A 22,412-nucleotide genomic window follows, 5' to 3' on the forward strand; every position below is an offset into this window, starting at 1 on the left:
TGTGCTTGGCTATCGATCCATAAGCCGTTGAGGAATCAAAGCTGCCACCAGCGCGGCAGCAATTGCTGCACTTTGCGTTCGGCAAATCGATCGTCGATCAGCATTACTACGCCGCTATCCTGCTGACTGCGGATCACCCGCCCCGCAGCCTGTACGACTTTCTGCACGCCCGGATAAAGGTAGGTGTAATCGTAGCCTGCGCCGAACAATGCAGCCATGCGCTGTTTGAGTTGCTCGTTGATCGGGTTCAATTGCGCGAGCCCCAGCGTCGCAATGAATGCCCCAATCAACCGCGCGCCGGGTAAATCAATCCCCTCACCAAAAGCCCCGCCCAGTACGGCGAAGCCAATGCCCTCGCTGTGCAGGGTAAAGCGATCCAGAAAAGCCTGACGCTCGCTTTCACTCATCCCCCGCGCCTGTTGCCACAGGGTGATCTGCGGATGAGTACGTTGCATCAGTTCTACGACCTGCTGCAAATAGTCAAAGCTGCTGAAAAATGCCAGGTAATTGCCCGGTCGCTTCACGAACTGCTCAGCCATCAGATCGACAATCGGCGCCAGAGAAGCCTGCCTATGGGTAAAGCGCGTGGATATCTGGCTGACGATGCGCACGTCCAGCTGCTCGCGGCTGAATGGCGACTCCACATCAATCCACGCGGTATCTGCAGGCAAACCCAGCAAGTCTGCGTAGTAGTGCCGGGGACTGAGGGTTGCGGAGAACAACACGCTGCTACGGGCAGCGGTCAGTCGAGGGCGGATGAAGCCGGCTGGCACCACATTTCGCAGGCATAAGCGCGACAGGCTGCGCTTGCCAACATCCCGCTTGCTGATATCAAAGACGAAATGCTCATCAAACAGCTCGGCTATCCGCACGAAGGCAATGGCCTCGAAATAGAAGCTCTGCAGGGCGCCATCCACCGCTTGGGGATGCTCGTTGAAATAATCGCCCATCGCGGTGATGCACTGGTTGAGGCTTTGCAGCAGTTTGCCCGGCGTGCCGGGATAGGCCTGGTAAGGCGCAATCTGAGGTTTTTGCACCGCGTTCCATTCACGATTGATCCGCTGCAAAGACTTTTGCAGAGGGGCGGGAGCGTTTTGACGCAGGGTGTTCAGGCTTTGCTGGTCGAGGCTGGCGCTGTACATCTGCCGCGTGCGTTCGACCATGTTGTGGGCTTCGTCCACCAAAACCGCGACCCGCCACTGATTGAACTGCGCGAGCCCGAACAATAAACCACTCAGGTCGAAGTAATAGTTGTAGTCGCCAATTACCACATCGGCCCAGCGAGCCATTTCCTGGCTGAGGTAATACGGGCAGACCTGATGAGTCAGCGCGATGGCGCGCATACCTGCCTGATCCAGCCAGGGCGCGGTGGCAGCCGCGGCCCGCGCGGCTGGCAACCGATCGTAAAAACCTTTGGCCAGCGGGCATGAATCGCCGTTGCAGGCTTTGTCCGGGTGTTCACAGGTTTTGTCCCGAGCCACCAGTTCCAGCACCCGCAGCTTCAGCTCTGGCGCGCTATCGCCAATCACCGACAAAGCATCCAGCGCCAGCTTGCGGCCCGGCGTCTTTGCTGTGAGATAAAACACCTTATCCAGTTGCTGGGTCGAAGCTGCCTTTAGCATCGGAAACAAGGTGCCGATGGTTTTCCCGATACCCGTTGGGGCCTGCGCCATCAGGCAGCGTCCTGTGCTCACCGCTTTGTAAACAGACTCGGCAAGGTGACGCTGGCCGGTGCGAAACGTGGCATGCGGAAACTTGAGCAGGTCACAAGCCTGATTACGCTCGCGGCTGTGGATCAACTCCTGCTGGGCCCATTCCAGAAAAATCCCGCAGTGTTGCTGGAAAAAAACTTCGAGGGTGGCTGCGGTGAAGCGCTCGCTAAGCAGGGTTTCCTGCTCAGTGACAATATTGAAATACACCAGCGCCAGGTTGACCTCGCTCAATTGCATCTGCTGACACAGCAACCAGCCGTAGATCTTGACCTGCGCCCAATGCAGCTGCCGGTGGTTGTCGGGTATTGCATCAAGCTCGCCCCGATAGGTCTTGACCTCCTCCAGCCGATTCAACTCCGGGTCGTAACCATCTGCCCTGCCCCGAATCTTCAATTGCAGGTATTGGCCCGCCAACGGCACCTCTGTCTGGTAGCCAGGACCGCGTCGGGCTGCCACCGTCCGGTGCCCGGCGATGCCCTCTTGAGCAGTGGGTGAAGGCGTGAAACGCAAATCGAGATCGCCGCACTTGGCAGTGAACTCACACAACGCGCGCACGGCGACACCGTAAAAAGCCTGGTCAGCCAGATCAGGAGCGAGGGAGCGCGAAGATTCAGCGCTTGAAGCTAGAGGGAGTGCCACAGTGCAAAAATGCCATCAGGGTGGATACTGGATGGGCATACAGATAACAGCCCTGACCGGCGCTGGCAAACTTAATGGATCGGCGGGCGCGTCCTCGACCTGATGGAACCGTCCTTCCGTAGGAGCGCACGAGCACCGCGAGGCCGCGATAGCGGTAGATCAGACAGACCGTTATCGCTGCCTCGCGGTGCTCTTAAGCTCCTCCAGGATTTCTTGTTTGCTGCGCTACACAACCTCATCAGCGCCCGGAGAGCATTTCAAATGCCGGCTCACCGGTATCAGCATCAACAGTGATGATCTTGCGCTTGTCTGGGTCCGCAGCGCGGACCCGGGCGATCAGTGAGCTCTGGTCGTTAAAGTCCACTCGGTGTTTGCGATACAGGTTTTGCAGACCCTCCAGCGTCAGCCCACTGATATCCACCAGCCATTGCAACACCTGATCCGGAGCGCCATGACCCTGCAATGCCTTGTGCAGATCGGGTATGGCCACCAACATGCCGGGGTGGCAACGGCGCAGAAACGCCTCCAGCTCCCGACCTTCATCCACAAATGGCGAGAACATCATGCAGATGAGCTGTGCCTCACCCAACCCGTAGCCCTGTTGAGCGAATTCCGCTGCCAGGGCTCGGCGAGCATTGATTTTTTCTTCACCCTGGTAAGCACCGAGCGCCTGGTCGATCAAGCGCTGGGGCATTCCCTTTCTGCGCATCAGCACTTTGGCCAATTGCAAATATTCGGCGATACCTTCAGCGTAACTGCGGCCCTGAACGTATTGAACCTTCAACCCGCGCATGTGCGCCATCAATAGCGGATTGGCGCAGTCTGACTCGCTGAAGCTGAATGCAAGGTCTTCAAAACGAAAACCCAGAAAGTCAGTCAACAACTTCCAGTGATCCTCAATGCCGCTGGGTATCAAATCGGCGATGCTGATAAAAGATGGGACAACCGCCTTGTTTGCTCCGATGTACGGCCTTGGAAAAGGGGCGGATGAGTCATTGCCTTCGCCATACAATTCCTGATGGTACGCCTGACCAATGCTATCGATGATCTTCAGCATGCCATTGAAGTTCTGATTCCCCCAGTCACTGAAGCGATAGCCACTGCGCGGTGCCAGACGCATGATCCAGGTGACGTATTGCTTTTGCTCTTTGCGTGGATCGCCGCTGACTACCGCATCCACGCCGCTGCCCCAGGCTGTCGCACGTGCGAAGAAACCGGCAATGCCCAGATAACAGCTATTGCAGAACGTGGTTCGACCATCACCTGCGGACACGTGTCCGCTGACCAGCATATCGGAGCGATTCAGCTCGCGGTGGGCGGCAGAGACAGGAAAATCCGGCTCGAACATCTGCACCTGCTCGCCCTCTACGAGCAGCAGCTCGACGCGCGGATCATCGTGCAGAAACAATGCGCAGTAAGTTCTGTGGATGTTATCCATAACCGCTGGCGTCATCCCCGCATGACGCATGGTGGCAACGCGCAAATTGAAAGTGGCGGGTGATCGACCGGCGATACTCAACTGCGCAGCACGCAACAGAGCAACGGTGTAGGCGCTGTCCTTTCCACCACTGAAGGGCACCAGCACCTTGAAACTGGCAATGCGCTCGATCCCCCCCGCCGCGACAATCAGGCGCTGGATCAACAACTGCAACGCGGTGCGCTCTGCGCGGGTGAAATAGCTCAGCAAGCGCTGCAGCACTTGCTGATAGACATAGTTCATGGCCTGTTCGTGAATAGAGCTCATAACCCGGCGCCCTCCTGCAATAAGCAACCGAGAGGCTCAATAGTGGACAGAATAAAAAGGAGATCATTGACCATAACTCATTCCCTGAGTGGTAAGCACCCCGCCATTATCAGTAATAAAAATTTAATTACAAGACATGCGTCACACTTTAAGACGGACACTAATTTGCTCAAATTAAACATTAATAAACTATACAAAGATGTTTAAGCGCGCCACAAGCAAGCACCCCCAGCATCCCGTCTACACGGCGCGCAGACACCCTGCAGAGCTAAGTAATGCCTATCGCGGCAGACCTCCCAATGTCACGACGCCCCGCACGAGAACTTATATCTCGACTACTTCAAATACCATCGAAGACAGGCACCAGGAGCTGAACTTTGATTCGGATGTTTAATTGCCCACACGCGACAGGATAATCGTGCTGAAAACCCTGTTACGTTTTAAACGCCCGACGAAAATACACTGCCTGTCTGCAAAATGATAAGGCACAAAATAAAATGCCCTCCTGAAGAGGAAGGCATTTGAGCTATCTACCGCGAGAGTCAGTCTGATTCAACTTCCAGAACTGCACGGCCACCAATCGGGCAACCGTCCATGTAACGATGCGCCTGGACCACTTCACTGAGCGGGAAAACCCGGGTCTTGAGCGGCTCGAGAACGCGGTCAGCGGTCAGCTGGTTAATCTCTCGCAAGGCACGCTGTAGCGCCTCTGCATCCTGACAGATCCCAAGCTCCGGTTTACCCGTGAAGTTACCCAGGCAATGCACGAAGAACTGAATGTTCTTCTGAAACGCTGCGCAGGCCGGGAACGGGGTCTGGTTACCACCTTGCAGCCCATAAAGCACCAAGCTGCCACGCGGGGCCAGTACATCACCCATGATCGACATCTGCGGGCCGCCCAAACCATCGAGGACCACATCTACGCCGCGACCGTCAGTGTATTTGTTGATAGCCATCAACAAATCCTGCTCCTCGGTGACGACAACCTTGTCGGCCCCCAGGGACAGCAGATACTCGCGGGCATCATCAGTCTTGGTCGCCGCGATCACTCGCACTCCTAATGCTTTGCCCAGCTGCACAAACGATGGACCGGCACAGTGGCTGGCATCCGTCACCAGTGCGATTTGCCCAGGCTTGATACGCGCAAGATCGACATATGCAAAGTAAGCGACCAACAACGGCGTGTAGTGCACGCTGGCTTCAACCGGGGTCAATACATCCGGATAACGGGTCAGGGAAGTACGTGGCAGGACGATCACCTCGCCATATACCGGATGCTGATTAGGATCAGCGGCCGGGAAACTGGCGACCTTGTCGCCGACCTTTAGATCGTCAACACCTTCGCCCAGCGCCGTCACCACACCGGCCATTTCATGACCCAGACCGGCAGGGAGCCGCGCCTGTGAAGAGGCGAGGTTTTGCCGCCAGAGCACGTCATACCAGCTGATGCCTATCGCCTGAACACGCACCTGTACCTCGCCGGGCGCAGGCAACGCAGCAGGATGCTCTTCAATCTTGAGCACCTCGGCTGGACCAAACTGATGAAAACGAATCGTGCGGGACATTTCGAACCTCGCCTAGATAACCTTGATGCCATGAACTCTATCCGGGCTCTGCCGGTAACACTATGAGTGGCTATTAATAGTCGACATGCCTGTCATTGATTGTCCCTGAATTGCGTAGGGAATTCTGAGGATCAATCAACACAGCTCCATGCATTCATGGGCGGCCATTGTTCGCATGTCAGGCCCACAATGCAACCCATGTCGCCCAACGCCGAGGCCCGGCCTGATGTCATCGAAAACTCAGCGCCCTGCTCGACTTAGAATTTATCCATGCGCAAAACCTGCGTTTGCTCGTACTATTCACGCCGGGCTCACAGCACATTCCGACAGACCGTGAGCCGTTTTCGCACAACCGCAACGACCAACGGCCGAGATATCCCGCCATGAATCGCAACGACCTGCGTCGCGTTGACCTCAATTTGCTCATCGTCTTCGAAACCCTGATGCATGAGCGCAGTGTGACACGTGCCGCCGAAAAGCTGTTTCTCGGGCAACCGGCGATCAGCGCCGCTCTTTCCCGGTTGCGGGGGCTGTTCGATGATCCGCTGTTTGTCCGTACCGGGCGAAGCATGGAGCCAACCGCCAGAGCCACCGAGATCTTCGGCCTGCTCTCGCCTGCGCTGGACTCAATTTCAACAGCGGTCAGTCGTGCATCGGAATTTGATCCGGCCACCAGCACCGCGGTGTTTCGGATTGGCCTGTCAGATGAAGTTGAGTTCGCCTTGCTGCCAGCGCTGTTAAAGCGCCTGCGCTCGGAAGCGCCCGGCATTGTGCTGGTGGTGCGACGCGTCAATTACATTCTGATGCCTGCCTTGCTGGCTTCCGGCGAGATATCCATCGGCGTCAGCTACACCAATGATCTGCCAGCCAATGCAAAGCGCAAAGTCCTGCGGCGCAGCAAGGCCATGTTGCTGCGTGCAGACAGTATGCCGGGTGCGCTGAGCCTGGAAGACTTTTGCTCCCGCCCCCATGCGTTGGTTTCATTTGCCGGTGATCTAAGCGGTTTTATCGACGAGCACTTGGCAAAGATCGACCGCAAACGCCATGTCGTGCTCGCTGTCCCGCAATTCAACGGCTTGGCAACCCTGCTCGCCGGCACCGACATCCTTGCCACGGTGCCGGACTATGCCGCCGCAGTATTGGCCGCTGCCGGGGGCGTGAGGGCCGAGCCGCTGCCCATCGAGACGCAGACCTTCGAACTGCACATGGCCTGGCGCGGCTCGCAGGATAACGACCCGGGCGAGCGTTGGTTGCGGTCGAGGATTCAGATGTTCTTCGGGGACCCGGATAGTCTGTAATGCAACCAACCAGAATGCGCGACTGGCGCACAGCTTCATGTGGGAGACCTGGATGCGTCGAAACAGGCCTCCGATCAGCAGGTCTTCTTCGCTCCAGTCAAAATGAAAAGCTTCACCGAGCGCAAACGTCAGCGGTACAAAAGCGCGTGAAGACTTGCCTTGCTCACCTCGCCACGAGCGTACAAACGCCGTGAGCTGGCTGTAGCCGCCGTCATAACCCTCGGCCTTGATCTGCTCGAAAAGTGCTTTGGCGCTTCTGCGATTGTGCTTTGCCCGGAACGAATCGGCTTTCAGCGCCTGTTCCAGCGTGTCGTGGAAAGGGTTGAGTTTGTTGAAGGTCGCGCACCGCTGGTACGCCGGCTGAGTAGCTTCAGGCGCTATGACCCATTTTCGAATGGTGTTTCTCGACAGCCCGGTACGCTTGGCTATCTGGTGCAGCGAGAGCTTGTCGCGGAAGTACATCCGCCGGATTTTTCCCAACATTTCCATGCTGATCACCCTGTGTTCTCCTGCTCGGAAAGTGAGCAGAAGCAGTTGAACACCTGGGTCAGTTTTCGGTCAGCGGCAACAGCAAGTATCGGCCGGTGGGTCGTCTCAGGAAATGGCGCGAACTGGCCGAAAGCAGTCCCACTTAATTGTGAAGGCAATCCTCCCGCACCGGTCGTCAGAACCCTGCCCTCCGGTCTGACACCGAACACCGCGGCGGATCAGGCAGGTACGCGCTCGCTGGCCGGAAAGCGACAGTTTATGGCACCGATCAACGTGGGAGGTGAGGAATGACTCCTGCGAGAATCTTTGGACTCATACCTGTCAGTCGATGGCACAACGAAACAAAGCTACTCACGCTGTCATAGCCAAGAGACATCGCGGTATCAGTGACGGATTTTCCCTCGGAAAGCATGTCAATTCCCGCCATCAAACGGGCGACCTGCCGCCATTTCCCTACAGACATCCCAGTTTCTTGTTTGAAGGTTCGTGTAAGCGTGCGCCGAGACATGTTAGATGACGCTGCCAGTTCATCTAGTCCGGCCATATCTTCAATGCGCTGCTGCCACTTCTCTGCCACTGCTCGCAGCTCAGCAGATTTTGGCATTGGAAGAAGGAGCGGCGCGCCCCTTGCGACGGCTAATTCATCGAAGAGGACGTCGATTAGACGTTGTTCGGCCGCAGAAATCGACTCGTACGTCCCTGATTGTCGAGCCAGTTTTTCAATTACAGCTCGGGCTAGCGGAGAAGAAGTCCACACGCAAGGCCGGCTAGGAAGTAACGCGCACAAAGTTGGCGCCAAATGAATGCGCGTCCATACGAGGTCTTGTGTGTCCGCACCATGCACTGCGTAAGGCGGAATCCAGCAAATTTGAAGTGGCGGGATGAGCCAGTGGCCCGTCTCACTATAAGCCTTCAGATGGCCAGCATGGAGGAGGAACAGCTCTCCGTGCGGATGCGAATGGGAGGTGATGGGCAGACGCTGATCGATGCTCCGAGCGACATTAATGAGCCCCCCTTCGCTGAACGAATCGATTGAGGCAACAGATGGCGGCGTTACGAGGTTTTGCATAAGGCCCATCTCCGTCTATTAATGCGCAGCAAGGCGAGCTCTTGGTAAATAGCGGATCTGAACGTATAAGCCGTGACTAGCTGAACAATTCGACGTCTCCTGCACTTTCTCTACGGGGGCCAGCTGGTCTGCGGCAGGTTCGTCGCTGTGAAAGCTGCGGAGCGCTGCCTGATGAACTCTACCGAGGCATTTCTCGTTAGCCATTGTGCGGCAAACGTTGGCGTAATGAAAGATAGCACCAAATCCCCAGACAACCCTCGCACGGCTCAACAAACGCAGTGCTCCCCGCAAATACTTAAAAACCTTGAAGTGGCCCGAAATCATATGCCAGCAGCACTTCTCGCGTGGCGCGTATTGATTGCCACGTGCAGAATTCGTTATCGTTAAAAAATGGCAAATTAAAATGAAATATCTTTTTGACATTCGCACTCGCTCGATATTAATAGGGATAGCAATACTCCTCGTTTCAGGCTGTGCCGGCAGTCGAGTGAACAATGTTGTTAGGTCGCACGATGTTGCCGTCCCCGCCCCTAGAACGATTGCAGTCCAAACTGAGGTGGAGCTTGAATACCCACCTCGTCACGAGTCGAAAGAGGTTCAGTTGGATGCCGCGACCCAGGCAGGGAGATCGCTTAACAGCGACCTAGAATCGACCCTGAGAGCACGCCATTTGCTTGTGGTAAATCCCAACGAAAAGCCGGATATATTACTTTACAATCGCGTTGTCGACGTCCGTCAGGGCAAAAGAGCATTACGTTTATTTGTAGGTTATGGCGCAGGGAGAGCAGAGTTAGAGGTTAATACCAGTTTGCGACTTCCTAACGCACCGCAAGCGCCGCTGCTTTCCTTTCAGACAAAGAGTACAACCGGCACCATGCCTGGCAACGTAATTAGTGGCGCGGTCCGAAGCCTTGGCAAAGACGGCCTTGAAGTCGAAGTCACCGAGACAGCTAAGCTCATAGACAGCGAACTTGAAAAGTATTTTCTTGCCCGAGGTTGGCCATACCCCAAACCCTCGTCTACCGGCAATGTGGCAACCTTGCCGGGGCAGCCTGGGGTCAGCGAATGATGAAGGGTGATAATAATTTTGGCGGCCATGATCGGACGCTTGAGACGGTCCCCTCCCTAGTTGGCACCTCTTTACCCCATGTCGACCTGCCATCGACTTACGGTGAAACAATCAATTTTGCAAATTTGCCTAATCGTAATTTTTTTGTATTTCATCCAGTTGCATTACCTCTGGATGTCCCTATCGATAATAAGCTCGATGCCATTTTTTCTATAAAATTAAGTATGGCAATACTAATGGCGTTCAACGAATTGCAAGAAGAATTAGCGGTATTGGGCGCCGGTACATTTGGTGTAAATATCCAATCAACGCACATGCAAGCAATAATCTCTGATGCGTTAGGTCTGAAGTATCCATTGTTGAGCGACAAAAACGCGGAATTGGGGCGTGCGCTCAAAATACCTTTACTCTCCGAAGGTAGAACGCGGAGATTTCCCGTGCTCGTCATTGAAGCCAAAATGGGATTAATAACACGCCAGATCTCTTTCCAAGCAGCCTCAGATAACATATGTGAAGAACTACGACATTCATTGCTTTCCTGATCTGTGCTTTTTCCAGAGCGGTCTGAAAAGGTGTGCAGCCGCATTGCATCGTTCGAGCCCGTCGCACGGCGCTATGCGATCTCAACGGCACTATCGGTGAAGAAAACAATGTGTGTTGGGAAAAACGCATCTGCTGCCGAAATCGGTCTCCGAAGACGCATATACCCGCCGATTCGGTATCTGAGCAACTCGATCCTACAAGTAGCAATCGGGCTTCCGTTGAGCGCCAGCCTGGGAGGACATGCGGCAAAAGAATTGTAGCCGGCTTTGGAGCCAAATCAGAGATTCCGGCCGCCTACACCGACCACATCAATGGATTTGCCAAGCCGCATGCACACCCGGAGCGACCCTATGCGCAGTTTGCGCTGACAACTGCAACTGGAAGTTCATGGGCTCCCCGCCTTTATAGGCAAGGCGATCCCGGCCCAGAAATGTTGCTGTATGCAAGTGCACCGGCTGCTGGACAGCGCCGACCCCGATGTGTGGTGAAGGCTAAGTAGAACCTTTCATTGCGGGAGGCGACGGCTAATGGATCTTCGTCATTTGAAGTGTTTTCTGGCCGTGGCCAAAGAGCTCCATTGCGGCCGGGCAGCCGAGCGGCTGCACATTGAGCAGTCGCCGCTGTCGCGAGCCATCAAGGAGTTGGAAGAGGACCTTGGCCTCCAGCTATTCGTTCGGAAACCGGCATCAATTCGAAAATCGATGCCGGTGAGCCATTCGCTTTAATTCAACGCCTGGTCAATCAAGAACGCAGGATCTCGTCGATCGCACTCTTTTTGGGGCGCATGGCGCTGTAGACCTGCCAGATAATGAAGGCCAGCGCGAGCCCCAGGAACGAGGCAGCGATGGGGTTGGCGAGGAAGGCCAGGAAGTTACCGTCCGACAGCATCAAGCCTCGACGCAAGTTGGTTTCGGCCATAGGTCCGAGAATGAAGCCGATGATAAACGGTGCTGCGGGCATCCCCGCCTTCACGAAGCCGTAGCCAAGTACCCCAAAAAGCAGGATCGACCACACATCGAATAGACGGCTGGACAAGCCGAAAGCCCCCACGACACAGAGCACCAGGATGATCGGCAGCAGGATATGTTTTGGCACGTCCAGCAGTTTGATGAACAGGCGCAGGCCGTAGAACTCCATGAACAGCATCATGAAGGTCGCGACGATCAGTGCAGCGAAGATGGTGTAAACCAAAGGACCTTGGCTGATGAACAACAGCGGACCTGGCTGGATGCCATGGATCAGAAAGCCACCCAGCATGATTGCAGTCACGGTATCGCCCGGGATGCCCAGGGTCATCAAAGGCATCATGGCGCCACCGATACCGGCGTTGTTCGCCGTTTCGCTGGCAACTACGCCACCGATGTTGCCTTTACCGTAGGACTCCGGATCCTTGGCGCGTTTCTTGGCGATGATGTAAGCCACCAGGTTCGAGGTGCCAGCGCCGATGCCCGGCAGAATGCCAATGCCTAAGCCGATCAAGCCCGAGCGAAAGGCGTTGGGAATCTGTTCGCGAAACTCCTTCATCGAAAAGCCGAAGCCTTTGATGTTTTTCATGCTCACTGAGCGAGCCTTGCCCTGCTTGGTGTGACGACCGTTTTCGGCGAGCTTGATGATTTCGGCCACTGCGAACATGCCGATCATCACTGTGAGCATGGAGAAGCCACCGTTCAGCTCGGGAAAGCCGAAAGTGAACCGGCGGATGGCTTCAACCGGAGCAATGCCTACCGTAGATACGGCAAAACCCAGTGCTCCCGCGAAGAGCCCCTTGGCCATGGACCCTGCAGACAGCGTGGCAATCAGGGTCAAGGAGAAAACTGCAATCGCGAAATACTCATGCGGACCAAAGCGCAGCGCCACTTTGGCCAATTGCGGGGCGATAGACATCAAGGCCGCGATACTGAACAAGGTCCCCAGAAAGGAAAACACAATGCCGATGCCGAGAGCCTTGACGCCATGGCCCTGCTCCATCAGTGGCCCGCCGTCGAACACGGTGGCAATCGATGAGGGTGTACCTGGTATCTTCAGCAGGATCGCTGAAATCAGGCCTCCGGAGGTCGCGCCGATAAAGAGTGAGACCAGCAACGAAAGACCCGCCTGAGGCCCCATGGTAAAAGTCAGTGGCAAACAGAGCGCTACTGCCATCGTGGCCGACAGTCCAGGTACTGCACCAAACACGATGCCTACGGCCACACCGATGGCCATCAGCAGCATGATATTGATCGAAAAAACGGCACCGAAGCCTTGCTGCAACAAGTCGAGCATGCTCGAAACTCCTAGAAGTTGGTCAGGCCGGCGGGCAGCATCAAATCGAACGCCTCGCGGAACAACAGATAAATGACAGCAGAGGTACAGACAGCAACCAGTGCGTAGGTGATGTGCCGTACCTTTTGATCAACCGGAGTGAGGACAATGAACTGCAAATACAGATACACCACAGTCATGATTGGAAACCCGATGGGCTTCATCAGGGCGATGTAACCCACGATCAATGCCAGCGTCTTGACAACGGTCTTCACATCTATGGCGCTGCCCGTCTCCTCAGTGTCGACATGTGGAACGTTGTCAGCAGGCGCTTGCGGCGTGGCGAAAGTACTGAATAGCTGTATGACGGCAAGCAGACAGAGCATCGTCGCCAACAGGGTGGGAACGAATGCCGCATCAATGCCGGAATGGCCTGGGAGTTTGAAGCTCATCGCCAGATAACCGAGTGCGGTGGCAAGCATGGCGCCGCCGATTATCAGCTCTTTTCTCTTACTGGTAGCCATCGGAAAACCTCGGGATATTGGCCAGGTAAAGCTGGCTGGCACCAGGCCAGCCAGCTTCAGGTCTTACTTCGTGCGCAAAGCATCCTTGAATTGCATGAAGTCATCGCGGGTCTTGGCGAGGATTTTCCTGGACTCTTCGGTGCCGTAGTAAGCCACTGGCTGTTTGAACTTCTTCAGTTCCTCGGCGTACTCGGGCATTTCAGTGATCTGCTTCATGATGTCAGCCATCTTGCCAACAATGGCGGTATCGGTGCCTTTGGGGAAGGCCACGACGTAGGGCTTGTCGATGGTGAAATCGACGCCCTGTTCTTTGAAGGTGGGGATGTCACCGAGCATGGCATTACGCTCATCATTGGGCTGACCCAGCGCGACCATCTGGCCACCGTTGACGTAGTCCTGCACCGAGCCGTAGCTGATTGCGCCCAGGTCGATACGTGCACCAAGCAGCGCAACAACCTTCTCCGATACGGTGCCGGCATCAACCATTTTCAGTTTGACGCCCGTGATTTTTTCGAACATCAAGCCTTGAATATGGGAGAAATTACCCATCTCAGTGCCATAGGTGATGCTCTCCGGTTTGGCCTTGGCCTTGGCAACCAGATCCTTGACGCTGGTCACCCCGGATTGACTGGAAGCTACGAAAACCGCGCCTTTGTCGACACCGGCAATACACGCAACATCAAATGCTTCGAAGCTGTCATCGGACAGGCCAGCGACTTCGTTGACGATTAGCTGACCCGGGTGTGTGAAGAGGATGGTGTTGCCGTCTGCTGCTGCACTTTTCACCTGCTCGGCCGCCAGCGTACCTCCGCCTCCGGCGACGTTGGTCACCACCATGGTCTTGCCGGTGATCTTGTTGAAGTACTTGGCCATCATGCGAGCGTTGAAGTCCGTGTCACCACCGGGGTTGGCGATCACTACAACCTGCACAGGACGGGTCGGCCATTTGACGTCAGCAGCGGACGCCACGTTGTGTGATGTGATCGCACCCATACCAACGAGGGCAGAGAGAAGGGAGACGCGAAGTGTTTTTATCATTGGAATGCTCCGGTTTTAGAAAACTGACCGAACTAATGGATTCGGCCGAGGTTGTAACTCTTTATGTCGATGTGCCGAGCTATTGACCAACAGCCGTTAAAAGCCGTCAGTGCAGGAGGTAAACAAGATGCTTGCTCGGCGATGCACGCTGCGGGCATAAACACCGGCAACCATGAGTCGACATCCGTGAATGTGCACGCATGGCAGTTTCGCAACTGTCGAGCTGCGAGATCTTTTCAGGGAGAGAGAAAGTGCTGAGCGCCCTGCTCTGCCTGTCCCTGCGAGCCGTGACGTCGTAATTGAGCTACGGCCCGGACAGGCGTCTTGAGATAAGCAGCGGCAATTTCGAGACTGATGTGTGCAGCTTTCAATGTGCGCAACGAGGGTCGTCAGCATGATCTGAGCCTCAGTTATTATTATTGGTTGTCATACGTTGTCGTATGACTTGAGGTTTTTTACCAACTGCTACAACTGCTGTCAATGCGCGATCGAAAGGTATGCTCCCTCCCATTACGAGAGGCAAAGTCTTAGCTATTAGGGCTCTCTGATTTCAATCCACCGCCCGGGCGGGTATTAAGGCACGCATCTCTTCGGATAAGTTTAATGGTGTTTTTTCTTTGGTCGTACGATAACTTAGCCGTCATCGGGCGACAGTGCTGACGCCAACGTGGCTAGCCAGACAGGCATCCCCGGTCGGGATGCCGAGCCGAAAACAACAATAACGACAATAACAACAGGACAATGTCATGCACGCGGATCTCCCACCGTTTGAGGTATTGGCAAGCTGCACGCCACGATCCTCCTGCCGAGCGGATGGTCGGACCGAGCGAGGCTTGTTCGATCAATGGAAGATCACGCCAGATGCCTGCAACTAAACCCGGCCGGGTACGCTATTCAATCTTGCTGATGCTGTTTTTTGTCACTTCGGTGACCTTCGCTGACCGCTCAAGCCTGTCCATTGCCGGTTCCGCCTTGCAGGCTGATCTGGGGATCGATGCGTTGACCCTTGGCTACATTTTCTCGGCGTTTGGCTGGGCCTACGTGATCGGCCAGATTCCTGGAGGCTGGCTGTGCGATCGCTTTGGCGCGCGGCGGGTTTATGGCATCGCGCTGTTTGGTTGGTCGCTGTTTACCCTGCTGCAGGGTTTTGTTGGCCTGTTACCGCTGACCTGGACAATCGTCAGTCTGTTTCTCCTGAGAATGGCGGTGGGGTTTGCCGGGGCGCCCTGCTTCCCAGGTAACGCGCGGATCATTGCGGCCTGGTTTCCAAGCGCAGAACGCGCCACGGCAACGGCCATCTCCAGTTCAGCGCAATATTCCGCCACGGCGATCTTCGCGCCCCTGATGGGCTGGGTCGTCCAGGTTCTGGGCTGGCAGTATGTGTTCATTGTGTTGGGCGGATGTGGTCTGCTGTTCAGCATCCTGTGGTTCAGGGTTATCCATGGCCCCCGCGAGCATCCGGCACTCACTCAAGCCGAATTTACTCACATCGAATCCGGCGGCGGGTTGATGGACCTGGAGCCCCGGGTTGGCGATTCAAGCGAATCGCAGTGGCGTTACCTCAAATTGCTTCTGAGCCACCGCACCCTGATCGGCCTGTATTTAGGCCAGTACTGCAACAACGCGATTACCTATTTCTTCCTGACGTGGTTCCCCGTCTACCTGGTGCAGGCGCGAGGCATGACTATCTTGTCCGCCGGTTTGTTCACGGCCTTGCCAGCGATCAGCGGCTTCGTTGGCGGCGTCCTGGGTGGTTTGATATCGGACGGTCTGCTGCGTCGTGGCTATTCCCTGACACTGGCGCGCAAGCTGCCAATCGTCTGCGGTCTGCTCCTTTCGAGCAGCATGGTGCTGTGCATCTACGTACAAAGTGACGCCGCCGTGGTCGGACTCATGGCCCTGGCCTTCTTCGGCAAGGGGTTCGGTTCACACGGCTGGACCCTGGTCGCCGACACTTCGCCGCGCCAGATCATTGGCCTTTCAGGCGGTCTGTTCAACACCTTTGGCAATCTGGCGGCGATCACCACGCCAATCGTGGTTGGCTATCTGGTGAGCCGCACCGGCTCGTTCGATTCAGCGCTGGTTTACGTCGCGGCCAATGCCTTGCTGGCGGTGTTTTTCTATCTGATCGTCGTGGGTCGTATTCACCGGATCGAATTGGATACCGGGTCGAGCCGTGTGGTTGTAACAGGCTAAAACCATCGGTTTTCATGTTGGGCTAACAATAACAAGGAGCATGTCATGAGTCGTTTGAGCGAAGCACTGGTGCAGGCACTTGAGCAGGTAGTCGGTCCGGCTGGCCTGATTCAGGATGCCGAGCGCATGCAGAGCTATCTGAGTGACTGGCGCAATGCCTATCGCGGAAAGGCCGCGCTGGTGGTGCGTCCAGCCTGCACTGCCGAGGTCGCTGAAGTCGTGCGCTTGTGTCGAGAGGCCGGCGTATCTCTGGTACCACAAGGAGGCAATACTGGGCTATGCGGCGGCTCGATCCCGGACGCCTCAGGCACTCAGGTCGTACTGTCGCTGACGCGAATGACCGCTATCCGCGCAATCGACCCGGCCAACGAAACCATCACGGTTGAGGCTGGTGTGGTCCTTCAGCGCTTGCAGGAAGCCGCCGCTGAAGTGGGCCGGTTGTTCCCCTTGTCCCTGGGTGCCGAGGGGAGCTGCACGGTCGGCGGCAATCTGGCGACCAACGCTGGCGGCACCGCCGTATTACGCTACGGCAACATGCGCGACCTCACCCTGGGGCTGGAAGTGGTACTGGCCGATGGGCGCATATGGGACGGCCTGCGTGGTCTGCGCAAAGACAATACCGGTTATGACCTCAAGCATCTGTTCATAGGGTCCGAGGGCACACTGGGGATCATCACTGCCGCAGTGCTGAAAATGTTCCCCGCGGTATGCAGTCTGACGACTGCATGGGTGGCATTGGCGAGCCCGCAGGCAGCGGTCGACCTGATTGGCCGCATGCGCACCCTGTGTGGCGATCGCCTGACCGGCTTCGAAATGATGTCGCGACAAAGCGTGGAGTTCGTTTTGCGGCACGTGGCCGGTTGCAACGACCCGTTCAGCGAAATTCATCCTTGGTACGTATTGATCGAACTCAGCGACACCCTGGTTGATGCGCCACTGGCTCAGCTGCTGGAAAGCGGCCTGGTTGAGGCCCTGGAGCAAGGCGACGCGCTCGATGCAGTTGTCGCCAGCAACCAAACCCAGGTTGCGGCCCTGTGGGCGTTACGCGAAGGTATATCTGAAGCTCAGAACCATGAAGGTCCGAGCCTTAAACACGATATCAGCGTACCTGTCAGCAGTATTCCGGCTTTCATTGAGGCGACTGATTGCAAGCTACTCGAAGATTTCCCCGGTGTGCGGATCGTCGCTTACGGGCACGTCGGCGATGGCAACCTGCATTACAACATCAGTAAACCAGCAGGCGCCGAAGACGCTCCTTTCAAAGCGCAAGCCGAAGCGATCATGCACGTTATTTACGACGCGACGGTAGCGTTTGCAGGCAGCATTAGCGCCGAGCACGGCCTAGGCCAGGCGAAACGGGATGCTGCGCAGCGCTACAAGTCCCCTCTTGAACTGGAACTGATGCGAACCCTCAAACAGGCTCTGGACCCGGCTGGTTTGATGAACCCCGGCAAACTGCTGTGACCGCCGGGGTTTGAACCATTGGACTGGGGACGCGACGACGTCTCAGACACGTTTTTGAAACGTTATCTTCCCCCAGATCAAACCGATTACCGCTGCAACAGATGACGCTGACAGCACACTGAGTTTGGCCGACGACAGTAACGCAGCATCGGAAAACGCCAGCGATGCAATGAAGATGGACATGGTGAAGCCAATCCCGGCCAACAGCCCAACCAGCCCTACCCCACGCCACGTCACACCCTCAGGTAACGTGCAGATGTTCAGTTTGACCAGAATCAAACTGGCCAGCATTACACCCAGTGGCTTGCCGAGCACCAACGCCAGCATCACTCCCACAAACACTTTCTGTGAAAGTGCCTCGTCAAGGTTGGCGCCAGACAGGCTGACCCCCGCGTTGGCCAGTGCGAACAGCGGCATGACGCCAAATGCGACCCATGGGTGCAATCCGACCTGGACTCGCTGCACAGGTGGCAACACTTCGCGCTGGGCGTGACGCAATTGCTTCAGTGGTTCGGCGACCGCCTGCGGATTATCTTTGGCCTGAGAAAAGCGATCCATCAGCTCATGAAAGGTCCGTCCGATTGTTTCCAGTGGACGCTCCGTTGCAGGCTTGGAATTCACCGGAGTCATCAGGCCAAGCACCACCCCCGCAAGCGTTGGATGGACACCCGTTTTCAGCAAGCCGAACCAGACGATGGCGCCTGGCACAACATAGGCGTACGCCTTACCTATACCCATCCGCTGTAAAAGCAGAACCAGTGACAAACCGCCTACCGCTACGACCAACCCCAGGTAGTCCAGGCTGGCGGTGTAGAAAATCGCAATGATCAAGATGGCGACGATGTCATCGATAATTGCCAATGCCAACAGCAGGATGCGCACCCCGCTTGGGATCGATTTCCCCAACAACGCGAGTACTCCGACGGCAAACGCAATGTCGGTCGCGGTAGGTACAGCCCAGCCAGCACTCGCCTCGCTCCCATGATTGAGCAGCGTATAGATGATGGCCGGCATCATGACACCGCCCAGCGCCGCACCTAAAGGCAGGGTCGCCAGTTTCATGTTTGCCAGGGCACCGTCCTTGATCTCTTGGCGGATTTCAGCGCCAACCACCAGGAAGAAAATCGTCATCAAGCCATCGTTGACGAGGAAATGCAGCGAGCGGGATACGCTGAAATCCCCCAACCCCAAGGTCACTTGGGTGTTCCAGAAATGCTCGTAGGAATCGCCGACCGGGCTATTGGCCCAGATCAGCGCTGCCAGGGCAGCGAGCAGAAGGACGATACCGCTGACCGCTTCAATGTGCGAAAACCGCTCCAGTGCTGAAAACGCACGTTCTGTTAAAACCTGAGGGCGAGGAATGGTGGGCGAGGCGGATTTGTTTTCAGACACGAATGCACTCCGATGGCGGCCCGACCAACGTTGGAATTTAACCTGCGCAGTGCCCTATGCAACAACGCACCCAGCGCGATGATAAGAAGCTGGCCGTTGTGATGCAAATTGCCATCGCCCCTAGTGACATGAAACTTCTGCCTTGGGCGACACTCAATCTGGCGGTAGCCGGTGGGTGCATGTCATCGAGTTGGTTTGACGCAACCCCCCACCCCCAACTATTGAAGGTAGGACTATGATCGCTCGCTGGCGCTGGTTGTTGAATCAACTGACCAAACGGCTGTGGTTCAGAGCCAGTTTGTTTTCCCTGCTCGGCGTGGCCACTGCATTGCTTGCCGTGGTGTTCAAAGACTTCATTCCAGAGTCGCTACCTACCCGGATCGGTGCCGACGCAGTTGATAAGATTCTGGGCATCATCGCCTCCAGCATGCTGGCGGTCACAACTTTCTCCTTAAGCACCATGGTGACGGCTTATGGCGCTGCCAGCAGTGGCGTGACACCCCGAGCAACCACTCTGGTGATGGAAGACACCACGACACAAAATGCCCTTGCAACTTTCATTGGCTCATTTCTGTTCAGTCTGGTGGGCATCATCGCGCTGAGCACCGGTGCATACGGCAGGCAGGGTCGCGTGCTGCTGTTTGCCGTCACCATCATGGTGGTAATCCTGATCGTCTACACCCTTCTGCGCTGGATCGACCATTTATCCAAGCTCGGGCGCGTCGGGGAAACCATCGACCGTGTAGAAAATGCGGTAATCGACGCACTCGACAATAGGGTCCAATGGCCTTACCTGGGCGGTGCGGCTTATCCCCATGACCGTGTGCTCGCCACTTCTGCACAAGCGGTGAAAAGTCGTGACACCGGGTACGTGCAGCACATTGATGTGCATGCTTTGGGCCTTATCGCCAAAGCGCGCCGTGTGCAAATCTATCTGGATATTCTTCCGGGAAGCTTTGTGCATCTGGGCAGGCCACTTGCTCACACCGTGGCGTTGAGCAACGACGTGGTCGACGATCAATATCCTTTGGCTGAAAAAATCCTTGAGGCTTTGACGCTAGGGGTTCGTCGAACCTTTGAACACGACCCGCGGTTCGGACTTTCTGTGCTTTCTGAAATTGCCTCTCGCGCCCTCTCACCGGCAGTCAATGACCCGGGGACGGCCATTGACGTGATTGGCCGGGGAGTCAGAACTCTCACTTGTTGGGGAAACCCACACCTACCGGTTTCGCAGATAGACTCAGACTGCGAGCAGGTTTACCTGCGTGGCCTGACCGTCGACGACCTGTTCGATGACTTCTTCGGACCTATCGCCAGGGATGGTGCGGCCTTAGTCGAAGTCGATGTACGGTTGATGAAAGCCCTTGTGAGTCTTTCGCAGATCAATCCAGGAGTATTCAACAAGCCCTGCGCCAGGCATGCTGACCTTCTGCTCAAACGCGCCAACCTCGCTCTGGCCCTGCAAGAAGATAAGGACCGGATCAGCGTCTTGGCCCAACAGTTGGGAGTGCAGGTCTGATGTATGGTTCGGCCAGACGGGCAAACATCACTACCAACACGCCCACCAGGCTGGCGGGTCGCAATCGACGACGGCTTCACTGTATACTTCGGCTCCGCATACCCCTGAGCACAGGAACATCAGCATGACTGTACTCCAAACGATCTACTGGCAGCCTACGCCGCCTTAGCGCTACGCCCCCCTCGCAACACCTTGCTTCCGCTAGTCTCGCTTGCGGGCGCGCACTGCTGTACGCCTGGTTCTACACCTTAAGCACACAGCAAGAAATCCTCAAAAATTCGAATTTGTATCGATTCGCCCGCCATTCCCTTGGCGTGCGCGATGCTTTGCCTTGGATATTTTCTATGCTGCAAAAACTTAGACAAACCTGGTTTTCCAACGTCCGTGGAGATGTGCTCGCGGGAATCGTGGTCGCACTTGCGCTGATTCCTGAAGCCATCGCCTTTTCCATCATCGCCGGGGTTGACCCAAAGGTCGGTCTCTACGCCTCCTTCTGTATCTGCGCCGTCATCGCCTTCGTTGGTGGGCGTCCTGGAATGGTCTCAGCGGCTACGGGTGCGATGGCACTGTTGATGGTAAGCCTTGTTAAAGATCACGGACTTCAGTATCTGCTGGCCGCTACCTTGCTATGTGGGGTTCTCCAGATCCTCGCCGGTTACCTGAAGCTTGGCTCCCTGATGCGCTTTGTGTCGCGCTCAGTGGTCACTGGTTTTGTAAATGCTTTGGCAATCCTGATTTTCATGGCGCAGCTACCTGAACTAACCAATGTCACGTGGCATGTCTACGCCATGACGGCAGCGGGCCTTGGAATCATCTATCTATTTCCCTATGTACCGAAGATTGGCAAGCTGATTCCTTCGCCGCTTGTGTGCATCCTGACCCTGACTGCTGTCGCGATTTACCTGGGGCTGGATATCCGCACCGTAGGTGATATGGGCCAACTGCCGGACACGCTACCGATTCTCCTCTGGCCTGAAGTGCCGCTGAACTTTGAAACCCTGCGCATCATCTTTCCTTACTCCGCAGCGCTGGCAGTTGTAGGCCTGCTGGAGTCAATGATGACCGCGACCATCGTCGACGACCTGACGGATACCCCCAGCAACAAAAACCGCGAGTGCAAGGGTCAGGGCCTGGCCAACATCGCCGCAGGCATGCTCGGCGGAATGGCGGGTTGCGCAATGATCGGCCAGTCGATCATCAACGTGAAATCTGGCGGCCGCACCCGTCTCTCGACACTGTGTGCCGGCGTTTTCCTGCTGCTGATGGTGGTATTTCTTGGCGAATGGCTCTCCAAAATCCCTATGGCAGCACTTGTCGCAGTCATGATCATGGTGTCCATCGGCACTTTTAGCTGGGATTCCTTGCGCAATCTGAAAGAACATCCGCTGTCGACCAACCTTGTGATGGTAGCGACTGTTGTCGTCGTGGTGACCACTCACAACCTCGCATACGGAGTACTGGTAGGGGTGCTCCTGGCCTCCCTGTTCTTTGCGAACAAGGTCGGGCACTACCTGGATATCAAGAGCACTCTGGAAGAGACGAAATCGCATCGGACTTATCACGTCGTGGGCCAGGTATTCTTTAGCTCTGCGGACAAGTTCACCGAAGTTTTTGACTTCAAGGAAGCGCTTCACAAGGTCACCATTGATCTCACACGAGCGCACTTCTGGGATATCACCGCGGTCGCAGCGCTGGATAAGGTCGTGATCAAGCTCCGCCGTGAAGGCACGGAAGTCGAAGTGCTCGGACTCAATGAAGCCAGCGCGACAATCGTTGACCGCTTCGGCGTGCATGACAAACCCGCTGCCATCGACAAGCTAATGAGCCACTAAGGAGAACGGCAATGACCCACGTAATGGCATGGTTCGCGCGAACTGTGGCGGCAATGGTTCACGCTTTGGGCTTATGAC

General features: G+C 56.0%; 15 protein-coding genes and 2 pseudogenes. 8 read left to right on the forward strand and 9 right to left on the reverse strand.

Annotated elements, in window-relative coordinates:
• Positions 1-35: 35 nt before the first annotated feature.
• The 3 genes from IV01_RS18090 to IV01_RS18080 form a co-directional block, all read right to left on the reverse strand.
• Positions 36-2,297 carry an ATP-dependent DNA helicase gene (locus IV01_RS18090; protein WP_032627320.1) on the reverse strand — a complete coding sequence of 754 codons (2,262 nt, stop codon included), beginning with the start codon at positions 2,295-2,297 and terminating at the stop codon, positions 36-38.
• A 292-nt stretch (positions 2,298-2,589) separates the two neighbouring features.
• Positions 2,590-4,095 (reverse strand): hypothetical protein, encoded by a 1,506-nt coding sequence (locus IV01_RS18085; RefSeq protein ID WP_032627200.1) that lies wholly within the window; start codon positions 4,093-4,095, stop codon positions 2,590-2,592.
• Positions 4,096-4,637: 542 nt separating this feature from the next.
• Positions 4,638-5,660, reverse strand: a complete 1,023-nt coding sequence (locus tag IV01_RS18080; protein ID WP_032627201.1) for a zinc-dependent alcohol dehydrogenase family protein — start codon at positions 5,658-5,660, stop codon at positions 4,638-4,640.
• Positions 5,661-6,043: 383 nt separating this feature from the next.
• Between IV01_RS18080 and IV01_RS18075 the strand changes: the two genes are divergently transcribed.
• Positions 6,044-6,958: a LysR family transcriptional regulator gene (locus IV01_RS18075; protein ID WP_032627202.1), complete on the forward strand. Its 915-nt coding sequence runs from the start codon at positions 6,044-6,046 to the stop codon at positions 6,956-6,958.
• Here the strand turns inward: IV01_RS18075 and IV01_RS27000 are convergent.
• Together IV01_RS27000 and IV01_RS26190 are read right to left on the reverse strand one after the other, a co-directional pair.
• A pseudogene (locus tag IV01_RS27000) lies at positions 6,959-7,447 on the reverse strand (IS21 family transposase); the annotation flags it as partial.
• A 268-nt stretch (positions 7,448-7,715) separates the two neighbouring features.
• Positions 7,716-8,516: a helix-turn-helix domain-containing protein gene (locus tag IV01_RS26190; RefSeq protein ID WP_195758763.1), complete on the reverse strand. Its 801-nt coding sequence runs from the start codon at positions 8,514-8,516 to the stop codon at positions 7,716-7,718.
• A gap of 358 nt (positions 8,517-8,874) precedes the next feature.
• Between IV01_RS26190 and IV01_RS18060 the strand changes: the two genes are divergently transcribed.
• The 3 genes and pseudogenes from IV01_RS18060 to IV01_RS0124780 form a co-directional block, all read left to right on the forward strand.
• Positions 8,875-9,585, forward strand: a complete 711-nt coding sequence (locus tag IV01_RS18060) for a DUF4410 domain-containing protein (RefSeq protein ID WP_154232193.1) — start codon at positions 8,875-8,877, stop codon at positions 9,583-9,585.
• Positions 9,582-10,127, forward strand: coding sequence for a redoxin family protein (locus IV01_RS18055; protein WP_032627206.1), 546 nt, complete (start codon positions 9,582-9,584; stop codon positions 10,125-10,127). The genes IV01_RS18060 and IV01_RS18055 overlap by 4 nt, the downstream gene beginning before the upstream one ends.
• Positions 10,128-10,655: 528 nt before the next feature.
• Positions 10,656-10,823 (forward strand): annotated as a pseudogene (locus tag IV01_RS0124780) (LysR family transcriptional regulator); the annotation flags it as partial.
• A 46-nt stretch (positions 10,824-10,869) separates the two neighbouring features.
• On the opposite strand, the gene IV01_RS18050 reads toward IV01_RS0124780, so the two are convergent.
• From IV01_RS18050 to IV01_RS18040, 3 genes are all read right to left on the reverse strand, one after another.
• Complete coding sequence (locus tag IV01_RS18050; RefSeq protein ID WP_032627207.1) at positions 10,870-12,390, reverse strand: tripartite tricarboxylate transporter permease; 1,521 nt, start codon at positions 12,388-12,390, stop codon at positions 10,870-10,872.
• A gap of 11 nt (positions 12,391-12,401) precedes the next feature.
• Positions 12,402-12,893: a tripartite tricarboxylate transporter TctB family protein gene (locus tag IV01_RS18045; protein ID WP_032627208.1), complete on the reverse strand. Its 492-nt coding sequence runs from the start codon at positions 12,891-12,893 to the stop codon at positions 12,402-12,404.
• A gap of 63 nt (positions 12,894-12,956) precedes the next feature.
• Positions 12,957-13,931, reverse strand: coding sequence for a tripartite tricarboxylate transporter substrate binding protein (locus tag IV01_RS18040; protein WP_032627209.1), 975 nt, complete (start codon positions 13,929-13,931; stop codon positions 12,957-12,959).
• An 861-nt stretch (positions 13,932-14,792) separates the two neighbouring features.
• Between IV01_RS18040 and IV01_RS18035 the strand changes: the two genes are divergently transcribed.
• Together IV01_RS18035 and IV01_RS18030 are read left to right on the forward strand one after the other, a co-directional pair.
• Complete coding sequence (locus tag IV01_RS18035) at positions 14,793-16,127, forward strand: MFS transporter (RefSeq protein WP_032627210.1); 1,335 nt, start codon at positions 14,793-14,795, stop codon at positions 16,125-16,127.
• A gap of 45 nt (positions 16,128-16,172) precedes the next feature.
• A complete protein-coding gene (locus IV01_RS18030; RefSeq protein WP_080290240.1) occupies positions 16,173-17,591 on the forward strand; it encodes an FAD-binding oxidoreductase in 1,419 nt (472 codons plus the stop codon).
• A 42-nt stretch (positions 17,592-17,633) separates the two neighbouring features.
• On the opposite strand, the gene nhaA is transcribed toward IV01_RS18030, so the two are convergent.
• Positions 17,634-18,983, reverse strand: coding sequence for a Na+/H+ antiporter NhaA (gene nhaA, locus IV01_RS18025; protein WP_032627211.1), 1,350 nt, complete (start codon positions 18,981-18,983; stop codon positions 17,634-17,636).
• Positions 18,984-19,218: 235 nt separating this feature from the next.
• On the opposite strand from nhaA, the gene IV01_RS18015 reads away from it, so the two are divergent.
• Both IV01_RS18015 and IV01_RS18010 read left to right on the forward strand, forming a co-directional pair.
• Positions 19,219-20,502 (forward strand): DUF2254 domain-containing protein, encoded by a 1,284-nt coding sequence (locus IV01_RS18015; protein ID WP_032627213.1) that lies wholly within the window; start codon positions 19,219-19,221, stop codon positions 20,500-20,502.
• 344 nt (positions 20,503-20,846) lie between these two features.
• Positions 20,847-22,334, forward strand: a complete 1,488-nt coding sequence (locus IV01_RS18010) for a SulP family inorganic anion transporter (RefSeq protein WP_032627214.1) — start codon at positions 20,847-20,849, stop codon at positions 22,332-22,334.
• Positions 22,335-22,412: the final 78 nt, after the last annotated feature.

This window comes from Pseudomonas syringae (assembly GCF_000737245.1).
In the GTDB taxonomy this organism is placed as follows: domain Bacteria; phylum Pseudomonadota; class Gammaproteobacteria; order Pseudomonadales; family Pseudomonadaceae; genus Aquipseudomonas; species Aquipseudomonas syringae_J.